Consider the following 16,367-nt stretch of genomic DNA (forward strand, 5'->3'; position numbering starts at 1 on the left):
AATACAACCAATCATTTAAACCGTTCCAATTATTTTTGACATGAAATGAGTTCATAAAAATAAAAAACATCACTTGAGTCAAAATTAATAAGGGAACAAGCCACAATCATTTATTGGAACGATACAAGGTTGGATACACATGAAATCACTAATTACACACAATGCCTTAAATAAAACCAAACTCGCGTGTTTACTTGGCGCATTATTATCGACCGCAGCCATTGCACAAACAGACCTCACTTCAGATAATCCAAATGCCATTCGTGCATCAGGCGAAAATGGTGACTTTGAAGGCCGAATTAAAGCATTTGATGATAACAAGTACAGCAAGTGGCTGACTTTCACCTCTTCAGGGTGGATAAGTTATCAATTTGCACAACCGCAAACTATAACTTCATACACGCTAACTTCAGCCAATGATGCGCCAAATCGTGATCCACAAGATTGGCAATTACAAGGGTCTAATGATGGTGTAAACTGGACAACACTGGATACACGTTACAATCAATCTTTCAGTGCTCGCCATCAAACTAAGCAGTTCAGCGTTGCAAATCCACAGAGCTTTTCGTTTGTAAAAGTTGATATTTCATCAACCAAGGGCGCTAATATTTTGCAGCTTGCTGAAATTGAAATGTTTTCAGCCGACATCACCCCACCGAGCAGTTTACCTATCTCGCAAAGCAATAGTTTAAACGCGGGCCAGTGGCAGCACTTTGGCCCATTTAATGTTGCAGGCAAAGTGATTGCGACAACAACGGGTAATGGAGACGCCGATTTATATATGCGACGTACAGCTCAGCCAACAACACAGTTATTTGACTGTAGCAGCACCACACCCGATGCCAATGAATCATGTACATTACAAGGTAATGACGTATATGTCTCAATATATGGTTACTCAAATACCAGCTACACGATTAATATAAAGGAAGAAACAACCACTCCTCCTACAGGTGAATGGAAAAAACCACAAGTTAACTTTGTCGATGTCGACCCTCAAACTCAAGGGGCTATTTTATTCAAACGTATCATCTCAGATCCTGCTGGCCATATGGCAAATCGCTGCGTGGATGTAGCAAAAATACTTTACCGCGATCCTGTCGAGTCCAATCGCTTCAGAAACCTACAATTCGAACTCAGAGCAAAAGATCATTGGGGTAATGAGTTTGTTGCATACAAGATGGGCCAAGATGGTTCTGGTGAAATGACCATAGTCGTGAGCACGAGCCACCTTGAGAAAATTTACCGTGACAACGGTAATTCAGACGCTGCGATCCGCAATGAGATTGATGGTATTTTATCTCATGAAGTCACCCACGGTTACAACAATTCACCGCTAACTCATGATAATTACGGAGATGGTAAAGCTTATTGGGCTTATACTGAAGGACTTGCGGATGCAGTCAGAATTGGAGAAGGTCTTCACAAAACACGCACGCCTAATGTGAACGACCCTAAAAAATGGCTAGGTGGTTACACCACCACAGGGTTCTTTTTAAACTATGTCCGTGTAACGCACGATCCAGACTTCCTATACAAATTTAATAAAGCGGCAAAAGATTTGGGAAATTATACCTGGTCTTTTGATGCCGCTTTCCAACAGATTTTAGGAAGAGGTGTAGAGGACCTTTGGCAAGAATACGCCACTTTCATCAATAATGGTGGCCAATTAGAATACTAAGCTTCAACTTGAGTGAGCATGAATGTGCTCACTCCCTTACACAGTCCAACCCACCGCCCACCTCTTTTTGTAAATTGTTTATATCCTCAAGCACCTTTTAACCAAAAACTCGCAGCCTTTTATATATCTAGCATAAATATTTAATCCAATAATCAATCCTGAATACTTAGCAGATTATACCGTTGTACACTATGCTGATGAGAGTTAATAAGTTTAACTATCTAGTACAATTCAGTGCAGGAGTAGGTGTACGATGACAGACAAAGCAAAGGTGCTCATAGTTGACGATGAGCAAGCAGTAAGAGACATGATAAGTGCGGCATTAAAACCTTTCTTTGTGTGTGAACAGGCAGCATCAGCCAGTGAAGCTTATGACATACTCGACAACTTTACCCCTCAAGTGGTCTTAATGGATATCAGCATGCCTGGTATAGATGGCTTAGCGGCATGCGAAAAAATTAAGACCGAACTATCACCAACTAACTGCGCGGTGTTTTTAGTCTCTGGATACAACAACTTGGATATGAGACTGCGTGCCTTTGATGTGGGTGCAGATGACTTCATTGCCAAGCCTTTTCAAATGAAAGAGCTGGTCACTAAAGTTCAAAAAGTCAGTGAATTTATTCAATCTCAGACCCTGCTCAAAGCCAGTGAGCAAGAATCAATAACCCTTGCAATGTCATCAATGCAGCAGGCGTCTCACTACAGCCTTGTCATGCAGTTTTTTAAACTGCTTAATCAATGCAATGATCAACAGCAAGTCGTGAATCAGTTTTTTTCGACGATGAAGCAACTAGGCATGCTCAGCAGTATCATGATAAAGCAAGAGAAAATGCATTTTTACGGTCCAGCTGGTACACAAATTAGTCCAATTGAACAAAATATATTTGAGCTGCTATGCACAAAAGGCCGTTTACACCATTTTGGCAGACGCTTGATTGTCAATGAAAAACATGTGTCTTTTTTAATTAAAAATATGCCTGAATCACCTGAGGAAAGCGGTGCAATACAAGATATCTCCGTCGCCATTATAGAAGGCGTTGAGTCTAAACTGCTAGATTTGGGTCGACAGCAAGCGATGGAGCAAATTGTGTTAGACATCTCTAGCGGTATAAGCTCATTGCAAAACATTTCTGACGAATATAAAAGCTTAATTCTTGATGTAACGAACGATCTAAATCAGCAAATATCATCGAGCTTTCATATTCTCGACTTAACCGAAGAACAAGAGCTTTTTATTGCCAACCTGATCGCCAAAGAAGCAAAAAAGCTCAGTGCCCTCGAACCAAAAATGGACTTGCTTAAATCAAACCTGACGAGTGTCATTGAGCAAACTGACAAGTACTTTGCAATGGAAAAAACATCCGCGCCTGAAAGTGATACGCATATCGATTTAAACACCACAAAACCTGAGCTATTTTGAGCTCAACAGTGCCACTCTATTGAGTAACTCCTGTGGGCGAAACGGCTTTCGCAGTAAGCTTTCATATAAATTTGGATTAAAGTCCGTTACTTGTTCAATATCCACATACCCACTTATCATTTGAATTTTAATATCTGGATATTTTGCGGCAGCTCTTTTAGCCAAGCTAAACCCATTTAACTCAGGCATGAGCACATCTGAAATAAGTAAATCATAGTGTGTCACTTCCATGGCCTGAAGCGCTTCAGTGCCACTTTCAAAAATATCGACTTGGTGCCCAGCTTGGCGCAGCAGTTTGGCAACCACATCTGCTAGTGACAACTCATCATCAACAACCAAGATCTTACTCAGCTTATGGCTTACCTGATTTGATGCAATGTTTACTTCTTTGCTTTGCTTTATCTCTGAGTCTATTACAGGAAAGTAAATTGAAAATTGCGTCCCTTGGTCGCTGGTTTTCACTTCAACTTGTCCTTTACTACGCTGGATAAATGCATAAACCTGACTCAAGCCTAAGCCAGTACCCTTGTCCCCTTTTGTAGAAAAGAAAGGATCGAAAATACTATCTAAGTACTCTTTTGGAATGCCCACTCCCGTATCGGCAACATCACACCTCACATGTAAGCTAGGGGAGCTACTAATAAAGTCATTTTGATACCAGTGTATTGACGTCGCCACCGTCACAATACCTGCTTCTTCAATCGCGTGCACACTGTTTATAACTAAATTCAATATCATGTCATCAAAGTCATGCTTATCAACTCTGACATTGGGCAATTCTTCATGTAAAGAGAAATCTAATTTAACATCCGCTTTAAGTGATTTTTCTAATAACTCGCGGCTATCCAATAATGCATTATTCAAACAAAATATTTCTGTGAGCTCACTTTCTTTTCTTGAGAAATTCAGCAGCTTTTGCGTCAAATTAGTAGCCCGCTCCCCCGCTTTAACAATTGCTTTAGCATGACTTTGAATATCCTCATCTAAAGACTCTTGCATTAAAATTATGTCGCTGTAACCAAGCATAATACCAATCAGGTTGTTAAAATCATGAGCAATTCCACCGGTCAGTTTACCGAGTGCGTCCATTTTCATTGACCGCCTCAGTTGCTCTTCTTTTTCTTTAATATTAGTAAGATCAACACAGTTACCAATAAACCGCCTTACACCATTTGGCATGAGAGGAAGCTCGCTGATAGATAGGTGCATTGGAAAAACACTGCTATCGGCACGCTGCCCAAAGACCTGTCGCCCAATACCAATGACTTGCTTATGCCCTGTCGTCATGTAATTAGATATAAAAGTATCGTGATGCATCGCAAACTCATCGGGCATCAACATTTTCACATTTTTTCCAATCACATGATCAGCGTGATATTGAAATGCAGCCTCCGCCGCTTTGTTAAATGTTAAAACCTGCCCTTTATCATTGATGGTGATCACCGGATCCACCATCGACTGTAGCACTTCATCTTTTTCAGCTTCTTTTAACTCCAATGATTCAATCACTTCATGAAGCATCGTGATATCAGACACCAAAGAGGCATAACGGGGCGCTTCGTTTGGACTATCAAACACCATAAAGCTTTGCCATTCGGTGACTCTTTGCTGCCCTTGTGCGTCTGTAATGGCTATAAGCTGCTTTGCTGATTGCTCATTTGAGATAGTACTTATTAGGTAATTTTCCAGTTCAGTATTAAATTCAGATGTCACCACTTCAGATAAGTTGCTATCAATTAAGAGACTTTGCTCTACGCCAAATAACGTAGATGCGGCTTGATTACAAAATACAATGGTTAACGATTTATCCCATTCAATAATTGCCAGTGGAGCATGCCTAACAAGTCCTGCCAATCTTTTTTGGGTTTGCTGTAGTGTATGATCCGTGCGTTTTTGATTTGTTATATCCGAGATAACGCCAGCCATGGCATATTTACTATCCGATCTTTTCACAATTGGGAAAAGCGTAATTGCACTGTAAAAAGTTTCTCCCTTGTGCTTATAGTGCACTTCTTCTCGAATATAGCTTTCACCACGCATGACAGACTCCATCCGCTGCATAATAAATTCAGCAATATTTTTAGGACATGCCTGGAATAAGTGGGCAGCTTCTTTTATCGGTTTTGCTATTGATAAAAACTGTTTCAGTTGGCTGTTTAAATATGCTATTTCGCCGTTTTCTTGCAGTAAAAACACACTCTCAGGGATATTTTCTATTATAGAGTAAAACTTACGCTCACTTAGCTGTAGCTGTAGGTTTAACTCGAACTCTTTTTGCTGATCGACAAAAGCAACCAAATAACACGTCAGCACCTGCTTTTTCATATTTAGCTTAGTCACTGACAAGTTAATTGCATGCCATTTCCCCTCATATAACCAAAAGCTTTTACTACTCTGTCCACGGTTTCTCTCAGCCTCAATCGACAAACTCAAGAGCTGAGATTCATCGCAAGAATGAGATAACTTAAAATGCGCATTAAACTTTGCAAATTTATCGGGCTGTTCAGATAAATAGGCAAGCGCAATGTGGTTAATATCTAAAATCTGCCCTTTTTCATCCACAATGACAACGGCATCAGTGATACCCTCAAACAAAGCTTGAAAGTAGTCTTTTTGCTCTTTAGTGGCCGCATGGCTACTGGCAAGGTCTTGAAATAATTGATTGCTCCTTCTCGCTAACTCACTGATCTCATCCATACCATTTATCTCTATCAAAGTTGCCCCTTCTTTAGAGTTATAAGTATCAAAATGACGAAATATTTTCTGTAACCGCTTTTGAATTGAGACATGAAAAATCACTGCAACCAATAATGCTGTGATTAACATAATAACGAACAATGGGGTGAATGCGTGCATCGTAGAATTGTGGATATACCTTGCTGCTTTTGAATAATCAGCCAATATCAACAAGTGTCTTTGAGTTTTATTGGTTTTCAGGTGAGCAACCGGGCCTGCTAATACGAGCCTTTTTGATTTTTCATCGTACGCCTTAAAATCCACTTTAGACGTTAATATTTGTTGCAGGTAATCATCAGAGAGCTCAAAGTCATGTACAACTTGTTCAATTGAGCTGCCTTGATAATGATTATGCGTACTGGTCTCTACAGCACCTTGTCTGTCAAAGACCAAAGCAATGGCCACATCCGAGTGGGTTTTCATTAAACTCAAGTACTCTTCCACTGCATCCTGTCTGTTTTCAGACGTCATAAATGCAATCGCTGACTTTGCTTGTACAAACAAACTGCTGACTTCATCAATACGTGTCGCTAAATGATTATCGATCGTTTGCTTGAGCGTAAATAATTGCAGCGTAGCCGCTTGTGCGAGTAAACCAAATACCACCACGACAAAAATTTTAAGCGCGATAGGAATACGAACAAATTTGCTAAACAAATGCACTATCTATTACCAATAGCGAACTTTGATATCATTACGATAGTGGCAGCCAACAAGGTAAAGGCTTGAATAAGCGGGAAAGTTTTAGCCAATGCACACTCCAACAAAGTTGCTTATGCATTGAGCATAGTACATAGTGTTTAAATCACCTATTTACTATATATTTGTCACTATATATTTGAGAATGCAACCAAACTTGAAGAGTTAGTTGGGATACCAAGACAAGTAACCCAACGATAAAATAAATAACTTAACTGCGACATTCATCACTTCTACATGTCTTAATATTGATGAGGTGACTGTATGCAACAACCAAACTACCTACAACAGTCAACACAGTCTCTCCAGCATCACCGAGTAAGTCATGTCCAAAAAATGCTGCAACACTCAAAACAACGAGCCCAAAAATACCACTATAAAATATTTTCCACTTTTGATGGGACTTACACCCACTATATAAAGCGACAATACTGGTAATTAACACTCCAAAAAGCAACATTTGATGAAAAGCTTCCTCTTGCAAAAAACTTGTCGCTACAAACGGCAATGCTAAAACAACAACAGGTAAAACGAGACAGTGAGCTAAACACAAAAAAGCAAGCCCTATAGACACTCTATCTCCAGTTTGTTGAAAACTACCTAGCATTTAACCCTCTCAATAAAGATACAATATAACATCACTATAAAATATAGAAACGGGCTTTAATTAGCAACTGATATTCACGCCAAGATTGGCTTAAACTCGGCGTATTAGATAAATAGTCATAAAAAGTACACCGCATAATCATCAAGCTTTATCAGTCATCCGTTTTTATAACCCTGAGCCAAACAATCAAAAACAACAATATTAAAATTAATCATACAAACCATTAACTTTATTAAAATTTTTTCAGTACACTAGCGAAAGCAATCAACAGTTCACAAGGATAATCTATGAGTACGACCACAGCAGACATTGAGTTAGCACAACAACAAGAGTCACCGTTGCTAACTGCGCCCATTTTTAAACAGTTTTGCTTTTTGGCAATACCTACCATTTTAGGGATGTTAATAAGCGGGTTATACAGTTTTGTGGATGCACTCTTTATATCACAAGGTATCGGCACGCAAGCAATGGGTGCCGTTTCGGCAGTATTTCCAATCCAAATGCTATTAATCGCCATTAGCACCATGCTCGGTAGTGGTATGGCGTCACTGATCTCTAGATACCTAGGCGCAAAGCGCCAACAGGATGCAAACCAAGTATTCTCAGCCTCCTTTTTACTCGCTGTTGGGTCTGCATTACTGCTGTGTTCATTAACCTATTTTAATCTAGACGCCATTTTTAACTTATTAGCGGTGCCTGAAGCATTAAAAGCACAAGCCACCAGCTACATCACACCCATTGTATTATTTTGGGTTGTTGGCTTTGTTTGCAATCAAATCACAGAAGGCTTTCGGGCTTCTGGCAACCCCAAAGCAATGATGCAAGTGCTAACAACAGCCTCTGTATTAAATATTGTGCTCGATGCCGTCTTTATATTTGTATTCGAATGGGGAGTAGCTGGCGCTGCGTGGGCGACTATCGCGGCTATCAGCATCGCTCTCATCATGGCGATTCAACTACAAATAAAAGGAGAGAGCAAAGTCCAATTTGACAAACAGCAACTATTTAGTCCATTGAAGGTACACACCAAAATTTTAAGTCTTGGTTTACCTGTATTACTCTCTCATGGCGGTTTCTCAGTTATCCTCGCTGCGACGATATATTCAATCTCTACCATATTTACAAACAACTCCGAGCCGCTCATTACAGCCCATGGGATATTAGTACGCAGCTATATGTTTCTGTTTCTGCCTATTATCGGCATGATGGTTGCTTTGCAGACACTCGCAGGCTTCAATTATGGTGCTGGCCAATATCAACGCGTATATAAAGCTTATATAGTAGCCTGTGCAGTGAGCTTTGGTTGGGGGCTTATCGTTACCTTTATACTCGCGTTTAACGCACAGTGGCTTATTACATTATTTACTCAGGATCAGCAAGTCATCGAACTTGGTAAGCAAATCGCTCTCATCTCATTTTGTGCATTCGCCCTATCCGGATTTTGCATGATGTCTAGTGGGCTATTTCAAGGCATGGGCAGAGCACTTCCTGCAACTATGTTGGATGCTGCACGTACCTATATTGTACTTTTACCATTGATGGCAATATTACCAGATACATTTAATCCCGACGCTTTATGGTGGTCTTTCCCGATTGCAGATACTACTGGCGGACTATTTGCACTTGCTTTTTCACTGTACACACTAAAAAGACTAATGAAAAAGAATTAGAACCATACCAAGTTATAAAAAATTCATCTTAGTTTTTACATTGCAAATAAACAAATACCGATTTACCTATTGTTTTACCACTTTAGGTAATCGGTACAAATGAAAATCAAATTCACCGGTAAAATTCAAGCTTTCGGCCACAAGTTTTTGTCATACTCGCACCCACAAAGCGAACCATTGCAAGATAACTGAACACCTCCTGAACTTACAAAAAACAATTAAGATTCATATGCTTAATCAATATTTCAATTAGCCTATTTACACTTTCTGTACCCGGAGAAAGCAACTCGTGTAATGCGTTGAAATTTCACCTCCACATTTCCTACATATTTATCCCCAAATTGAAAACAAAAATTCATGTACCAATCATGAAACTGGCATAGTGCTTTATTCTAAAAAAATAAATTAAAGCCAATTTCGCAATAAAGCAAATGCACAAATTGCAATAAACAAAACAATTTAAAAATTATTACAGACCGAAAATATCATTATTTTAATAACATTCTCGTGATCAATGTTAATTATTGCGAACGATAGTGATATCATTCTCCCCAGCAATTACAGCGAGTTTAATTAATCATAATCTATTGATTTTATGGAATACGAATTTAACACTTTCGTGTTTCAGTGAATAAACCGGCTTAACAATGATTTTTAATATTTAAATAATGTTAATTATTAATGAAGTTTCATTTAGAGCTACAAGTTTTTAGGAAAACTCAAGGAAACATGGAACATGACGGTTAGAGAAAATACAATCTCAATCATCGGGGCGGGCATTTCAGGCATCATTTGCGCGCTAACGTTAGCAAAATCAAATGAGTGTAAAAAGAAAACCATTCGGGTTTATGAACACAAAAATCGTGTCGGTGGACGCGCACATGCGATAAAAGTCAATGATCTTTATGTAGACCTCGGCGCTGGACGCTTTTCCTCGGGTCTTCATCATAATGTCAAAGAGCAAGTAAAATCCTTGAACTTGGCCTATGAAAAATTCCCTTTTACACAACTAAAGCGCCCACAAGCATTGCATAAAAGTTTAAAGAGCATTCTGAAAAATTTGAAACCTTTGTGTGACGAGCATGCGCATGACTCCTTTGAAGAGTTTTTAACCATCTATGTTGGCCGAAATCAAGCGCGTGAGATGATCAATGCACTCGGTTATGATTCGTTGTCATTACCTAATATTACGCCACATATTGCTTTCGACATTATTGAAAAGCACCCTGAGATCCAGGGGTTTTCTGAAAACGCTGGGTATGAATGGTTTAACCTTAAAGAAGGGTTTTCAGCATTACCAGAGAAGCTTTATAAGCAAGCACTTGCGCATGGTGTCGAATTTCACTTTAACCATGAATTAACAAGCATCGAAGCTGATACTGAAACTCCTGTACTCAAATTAAAAAATGAAAAACAGCAAGAAGTGATTATCAATGAAGGCGAGATGATTTTAACTTTTCCGCCGACTGCGATGAAAAAGCTCAATTGCGGTTTCCCGCAAGATTGGAGCAACTATACCTATGGCTCTATCCCGCTGTTCAAAGGCTTCTTATTTTACGATACGCCTTGGTGGCAAGATATGGATTTAGCGGATCATGTGGTGATAGCCAATAACCCTATCCGAAAGCTGTATTTTAAAGATAACAAGTATGTATTTTTTTATACCGACAGTGATTATGCCAACTTTTGGCGTGACGCCACATTAAAAGGTGAAGCACATTACTTACAAACAGTAAAAGAATTAATGGCCGAGGCATTAAAGTGTCATATGAGCCAACTTCCAGACCCGAGCAACCATGTTCATAAACACTGGGTGCATGGCGTTGAATTTTCGCAAGAGTCTTGCCCCAACCACCCTAAAACACTCTCACATAAAAAGTCTCACATCATCTCTGCATCAGATGCTTACACATCTCATTGCGGTTGGATGGAAGGCGGTATTATGGCCGGCACCAGCGCGGCGAATACGCTTCTTGAGAGAGTGAAGCAAAGACAAGTCAAAGCACAAAAAGAATGTGAGCTTGCTCACGTTTAACTGTCATTAGACACAGACATAATTAAGACCAGTAACTAGGAAGTTTAAATAAATGAGTATTCTCGACTTTCCCCGAGTTCATTTTAAAGGGGTTGCGCGTGTTAATGTGCCAACAGGTAATCGTAATATCAACAACACGTTAGATATATCGAATAACACGGCTACCATGGATGGCAAACCCTTTGATGTGTCTAAGTCGCCACGCGACTTTCATGACTATATAAAGTCACTTGGCCCCAAGTTTAATGCTCAGGGTAAACTTGACGAAGAAGGTGAATTTAACCTCAGTGCAGGATATAACATGCGCGGGAATAATCACTTTAGCTGGGAAAATACCCTAGTTACGTCAGTGCAGTTACGTCCCGGTGAATACATCACTGATGACAAGCTTGTGGGTAATAAACTGTCTTTATGGGGGCATTACAACGAGTATTTAAGAACCTCATTTAATCGCGCACGTTGGGTTGATAACGATCCGACTAGACGAGATTCAGCCTTAATTTATGCAGGTCAGCTTACAATCACTGACCCTAAATCGTCTGCCAATACGGCCCATATTTTATCCGCGGATATAGACTGCACCCATGGTGTTCGCTGGCTTAATCGTGGATATATTGAAGAGCCAATTAACCACTTTTTGTATGAGGAAATGAGCGAAGCTAGGCTGTTTCAATTCACGGTTAATAAAGACAGTAAAGACTTTATACTCAACCAACTTGGTTTAGACTCTGAATTTTTAACTGAATTAAGAAATAAGCTGCAAGACCCAGCGGTAAAAGGCCTGCTTATTCAATACTGCGTAAGCAACTTGTCTCCACCTAAAGCGCCTAATATGCCTGTATTTTGTGACTTACACGGCACCATTGGTTTATGGTACGACGACGATATGGCCACTTGTCCTACTGGCAGAGTCTTAAGGCCAGATAACAGCGAACAATATGCACCAATCGCGTTATCAATAAGAGATAACTGGTTGAGCCTAAATACCGCTATTAGTTTGCCCCACCAGCGATATGAAGAAACCATGCCAGTTAAAAATGGCATGCCACCAAAACTCAGTGAAAAGGTAGATCTTGGCGACCTATATTTAAAGTCAAATAATGGTCAAGTTATCGCCGTCATACCCAAAGACAGTTATCTTAATAACATGACTAACTCAGGCGTAATTGACATCCCACTCCCCGAGTTTGACAGCCAGTTTGAGCAACAATCGTTAAAGTTATGTTCCGAACGTCACACTTGGTATGAAAGCGATTGGTATATCCAAGCTGAGCAACACATTATCGCCATGGAAAGCCCAAACTCAGTTACCAAAGAGCCCAGTATAATCGAGTTAGGTGTGCGCAGTTATTATCGCGGAAAGCCAGCGTCAATATCTCAATTAACAACACATTCGCTAGCACCTGACACAGTCACCAGCTCTGCTTATCTTGATACTAACGAAGATGGCCATGGCAGTATTATTGTTGAGAGTTTATCCGCAGGCGGCGCTGAGCTATTTTTAGGTGAGTTTTACAGTCCAGTGCAAGTGAGAGTGCTCCCTGATGCTTGGGCACTTGCGGATATACCGACAGAACAAGTTGACTACGACTTCCTATATCAGCATGTCATGGCGTACTACGAACTATTTTACCCGTTTATGACCGAAGCCGTATTTAGTATGGCGGATAAATGCAAATGTGAAACCTATGCACGTTTAATGTGGCAAATGTGCGATCCTAAAAACAGAGATAAAAGCTTTTACATGCCAAGCACACGGGAAATGCCTGAGGTGCACGCGCAACTATTTCTAAAGTACTTATGCAATGTCGAACAATCAGCTATGCCACAAATTTTACCTGCCGAGCAAGCAAAGGCACAGATTAGTGGCAATATAAAAACCAAAGCACAGCTGATTAACGCGTTAAAAGATGCCGTTGATCTTGAACTGTCGATTATGTTGCAATATATCTACAGTGCCTATTCGTTACCTAACTATGCCATTGGTGAACACTTGGTATCGATGGGCCGCTGGAACGAGCAGCAGCTTGAGTTAGTTAACGGTGGCGAAGATAGACGTTTAAACAGCGGATGGCGTGGTGCTTTACTCGAAATAGCCCATGAAGAGATGATCCATTATTTGGTCGTCAATAACTTATTGATGGCACTTGGTGAGCCGTTTTATCCAGGTAAGCCCGTACTTGGGGAAGAAGCCAAAGACAAGTTTGGTCTCGATACTGAGTTTTCTTTTGAGCCTTTCTCTGAACACATCATCGCAAAGTTTGTCCGCTTTGAATGGCCTGCATTTTTTCCAACTGTTGGGAAGTCTATCGCAGATTTTTACGCGGATATCACCAAAGCCATTGAAGAGATACCCGATTTATTCAGCAAAGAGCGGGTCAACCTCGGTGGCGAGCACCACTTGTTCTTAAACGAAATTATCAATCGCGAATATCCGGGTTATCAATTTGAGGTATACGACAAAGAAACGGCTCTTTTTGCCATTAATTTTGTCACCGAGCAAGGTGAAGGTGTTGCTGCTGATTCACCACAATTTGAAGTCAGTCACTTTAATCGTCTTCGAGCCATCTCAAAGACTTTAACCAATAGCGACATTCCATTCGAGCCAGCTTACCCCGTATTAAAAAACCCGGTGTTTGAGCCAAGAACGGGTTGCAACCTAGTGTCGGATCCGGCTGCCGTAGAGCTTATGCAGTTTTATAAAGGCTGCCACGAACTAATGTTTCAGCTCATGATGCAGCACTTTGCAATAAAACCACTGGGTAGTATGCGCCGCTCTCGTTTAATGAATGGTGCGATAGATTTAATGACCGGTATTTTAAGACCACTATCCGTATTATTAATGACCTTACCATCAGGTACGCCGGGCCGAAATGCAGGCCCCCCCGTACCAGAACCAATTAATACACATATATTTTCAGACCTAGAGCAAGGGTGTATGGCTATATCAGAGCAGTGTAAACAGCTTGCTGATATGGGCAGAGCTATGGTCTGTGCAAAACCTCCAACAACACAAATTGAGTTATTAGAGTTTTTTCAAAATCAGATGCATGAAATCGCAACTGGCAAACTTTCAAGGGAAGCTTAATCATGAAGAAAATAATCGTCATTGGCGGCGGTCTAGCCGGTGGCCTGACAGCCATATACTTAGCAAAACGTGGATACGATGTACACATCATAGAAAAACGTGGAAACCCCCTACAAAGCCAAGCCGACTATATTGACCAAGTTAGCTCACGTGCTATTGGGGTGAGTATGACCGTAAGAGGCATCGAAGCAGTCGTCGCTGCGGGGATCCCAGTTGAGGAATTACAAGCATGTGGCGTTGAAGTATCTGGTATGTCATTTTTTATCAAAGGTGAGCCTAAGACACGTGAACTGCCACCGCTTGATAAGCTCAAACCGCTGTCATTAAGTCGCAGTGCATTTCAAGTTTTACTCAATAAATACGCAGAGCAAGCAGGCGTTCATTACCACTATGATCAGCGTTGTATTGAAGTAAACTTGGACAACAGCTCAGTCATGACCAAAGACAGTAATGACAACTTTGTCACTCATAAAGGCGACTTACTGATCGGTGCAGATGGCGCGCGCTCATGTGTACGAGAGGCGATGCAGTCAAACTGTCGACGCTTTGAGTTCCACCAGTCTTTCTTTAAGCATGGTTACAAAACTTTGGTAGTGCCTGATGCCTCAAAAGTGGGCTTACGCAAAGATCTACTTTACTTCTTTGGCATGGACTCAGGCGGTCAATTCGCTGGACGTGCAGCGACTATACCTGATGGCAGTATTAGTTTTGCTGTGTGCTTACCTTATACAGGGCAAGTGAGCTTACACAGTGATGACAGCACTGCAATGCGTGCATTTTTCGATCAGTACTACCCTATGGTGCCAGAAGATATTCGCCAAGATATGTTCGAGCAATTTATGGTGAAGCCAAGCAACGACTTAATTAATGTTCGTTCTTCTACCTTCCACTATAAAAACACTGCGCTACTGATTGGTGACTCAGCCCATGCCACTGCACCGTTTTTGGGCCAAGGTATGAATATGGCCCTTGAAGATGCATATGTATTAGATACTTTATTTGAGCAATATGGCGATGACTTTGGCAAGGTGCTGAGTGAATTCACAGAGCTTCGAAAAATTGAAGCCGATGCCATGCAAGACATGGCCAGAGCAAACTACGAGGTGCTTAGCTGCTCAGATCCAGTCTTCTTCATGCGAGCACGCTTTGCCCGTTACATGAACCAAAAGTTTCCAGACCATTACCCGCCAGATATGGCAGAAAAATTATACTTCACTTCAATGCGTTACAGTGAACTTAGAGACAAGCAAGAAAAGCAAAACGTTTGGTATAAAATAGGGAGAATGAATTAATGAAGATTTTAGTCGTTGGTGCAGGCCCATCTGGCCTGATGTTCGCAAGTGAAACTAAAAAATTACAACCAGATTGGGATATTCGCATCATTGAAAAGAATCATCCAGATGCAAACGTTGTTGGCTGGGGCGTGGTATTACCGGGACGTGCACCGCACCACCCTGCGAACCCGCTGTCGTACTTAGCAAATCATGAAACGCTTGACGCGCAATACTTAGAAGACTTTAAACTCACTCACCACAACCAAAGCGCGCTAAAAAGTACTGGTGTGACACTGTGTGGTGCAGAGCGAAAGTCTATGGTCAGAGAGCTTAGACAACTTTGCGTCAGCCTAGGTATCACCATTGACTATGAACAGCCAGCCCTTGAAGATGCTGAGCTGCTATGCAATGACTATGATTTAGTGGTGGTCTCAAATGGTATCAACCACACCACCACATACTACCGTGATGCACTAAAGCCAAAGATTGAGTTCGGTAAAAACCGCTACATGTGGTATGGCACAACTAAGACTTTTGATGCCATGAACCTGATTTTTAAATCTCATTCTAAAGGCATTTTTGTCGCACACTCTTACAAGTACTCAAGTACTATGAGCACATTCGTGGTTGAATGTAGCGAAGAAACCTATCAAAAATCAGGCCTAGATGAAATGTCAGCGCAAGATGCGGAAAAGTTCATCGCATCAGTTTTTGAAGATGACTTAGACGGTAACCCTGTAATGGCACAAGAAGGCTTAAAGTGGCGTAACTTTATGACTCTAAGCCACGAACAGGCGTTTGATGGTAATGTCGCACTACTTGGTGACGCATTACAATCAGGCCACTTCTCAATCGGTCACGGTACCACCATGGCTGTGGTTGGGGCACAGATCTTAGTAAAGGCCGTGTATGATAACCCAGACAATGTGCAAGCAGCATTGACTGACTTTAACCAACATGTCATGCCCATCATGCGTTTATTTGACCAACACGCCACTATTAGCCGCTTGTGGTTTGAAACTGTCGAAGACAGAATGCATTTATCTCCCCCAGAAATTGCCCAGAGCTTTGCAGAGCGCCGCAGCGAATTACCGCCGTTGCCAGCAGCACTTGGCCAAGCACTAGAAAGAGCGCTTGCTCGTGGAGAGAAGTAA

Annotated in this window: 9 protein-coding genes; 7 read left to right on the forward strand and 2 right to left on the reverse strand. The window is 41.0% G+C overall.

Annotation, left to right across the window (positions count from 1 at the left end; all coding sequences use genetic code 11):
* Positions 1-139 precede the first annotated feature (139 nt).
* Together AC2CZC_RS20140 and AC2CZC_RS20145 are read left to right on the forward strand one after the other, a co-directional pair.
* Positions 140-1,681 (forward strand): basic secretory protein-like protein, encoded by a 1,542-nt coding sequence (locus tag AC2CZC_RS20140; protein WP_484583143.1) that lies wholly within the window; start codon positions 140-142, stop codon positions 1,679-1,681.
* A gap of 253 nt (positions 1,682-1,934) precedes the next feature.
* Positions 1,935-3,104 (forward strand): response regulator, encoded by a 1,170-nt coding sequence (locus AC2CZC_RS20145; RefSeq protein ID WP_484583144.1) that lies wholly within the window; start codon positions 1,935-1,937, stop codon positions 3,102-3,104.
* Here AC2CZC_RS20145 and AC2CZC_RS20150 read toward each other — a convergent pair.
* Positions 3,096-6,497 carry a hybrid sensor histidine kinase/response regulator gene (locus tag AC2CZC_RS20150; protein ID WP_484583145.1) on the reverse strand — a complete coding sequence of 1,134 codons (3,402 nt, stop codon included), beginning with the start codon at positions 6,495-6,497 and terminating at the stop codon, positions 3,096-3,098. The genes AC2CZC_RS20145 and AC2CZC_RS20150 overlap by 9 nt on opposite strands.
* Before the next feature lie 253 nt (positions 6,498-6,750).
* Positions 6,751-7,146, reverse strand: coding sequence for a MerC domain-containing protein (locus AC2CZC_RS20155; protein ID WP_484583146.1), 396 nt, complete (start codon positions 7,144-7,146; stop codon positions 6,751-6,753).
* 287 nt (positions 7,147-7,433) lie between these two features.
* On the opposite strand from AC2CZC_RS20155, the gene AC2CZC_RS20160 reads away from it, so the two are divergent.
* The 5 genes from AC2CZC_RS20160 (at position 7,434) to vioD (ending at position 16,367) form a co-directional block, all read left to right on the forward strand.
* Positions 7,434-8,816 carry an MATE family efflux transporter gene (locus AC2CZC_RS20160; RefSeq protein WP_484583147.1) on the forward strand — a complete coding sequence of 461 codons (1,383 nt, stop codon included), beginning with the start codon at positions 7,434-7,436 and terminating at the stop codon, positions 8,814-8,816.
* Between the two features lie 736 nt (positions 8,817-9,552).
* On the forward strand, positions 9,553-10,851 hold the full coding sequence (gene vioA, locus AC2CZC_RS20165; protein WP_484583148.1) for a flavin-dependent violacein biosynthesis tryptophan-2 monooxygenase VioA: 1,299 nt from the start codon (positions 9,553-9,555) through the stop codon (positions 10,849-10,851).
* Positions 10,852-10,903: 52 nt separating this feature from the next.
* Positions 10,904-13,939: an iminophenyl-pyruvate dimer synthase VioB gene (gene vioB / locus AC2CZC_RS20170; protein ID WP_484583149.1), complete on the forward strand. Its 3,036-nt coding sequence runs from the start codon at positions 10,904-10,906 to the stop codon at positions 13,937-13,939.
* A 2-nt stretch (positions 13,940-13,941) separates the two neighbouring features.
* Positions 13,942-15,231, forward strand: a complete 1,290-nt coding sequence (gene vioC / locus AC2CZC_RS20175; RefSeq protein WP_484583150.1) for an NADP-dependent violacein biosynthesis oxygenase VioC — start codon at positions 13,942-13,944, stop codon at positions 15,229-15,231.
* Positions 15,231-16,367, forward strand: a complete 1,137-nt coding sequence (gene vioD, locus AC2CZC_RS20180; RefSeq protein WP_484583151.1) for a flavin-dependent violacein biosynthesis monooxygenase VioD — start codon at positions 15,231-15,233, stop codon at positions 16,365-16,367. Before vioC ends, vioD begins: the two co-directional genes overlap by 1 nt.

The organism is Pseudoalteromonas sp. MMG033, assembly GCF_057197785.1.

Bases quoted from the DNA above. Each gene is read 5' to 3' on its own strand.
- AC2CZC_RS20140 (WP_484583143.1), top strand. From the start codon at position 140: ATGAAATCACTAATTACACACAATGCCTTAAATAAAACCAAACTCGCG.
- AC2CZC_RS20145 (WP_484583144.1), top strand. From the start codon at position 1,935: ATGACAGACAAAGCAAAGGTGCTCATAGTTGACGATGAGCAAGCAGTA.
- AC2CZC_RS20155 (WP_484583146.1), bottom strand. From the start codon at position 7,146: ATGCTAGGTAGTTTTCAACAAACTGGAGATAGAGTGTCTATAGGGCTT.
- AC2CZC_RS20160 (WP_484583147.1), top strand. From the start codon at position 7,434: ATGAGTACGACCACAGCAGACATTGAGTTAGCACAACAACAAGAGTCA.
- vioA (WP_484583148.1), top strand. From the start codon at position 9,553: ATGACGGTTAGAGAAAATACAATCTCAATCATCGGGGCGGGCATTTCA.
- vioB (WP_484583149.1), top strand. From the start codon at position 10,904: ATGAGTATTCTCGACTTTCCCCGAGTTCATTTTAAAGGGGTTGCGCGT.
- vioC (WP_484583150.1), top strand. From the start codon at position 13,942: ATGAAGAAAATAATCGTCATTGGCGGCGGTCTAGCCGGTGGCCTGACA.
- vioD (WP_484583151.1), top strand. From the start codon at position 15,231: ATGAAGATTTTAGTCGTTGGTGCAGGCCCATCTGGCCTGATGTTCGCA.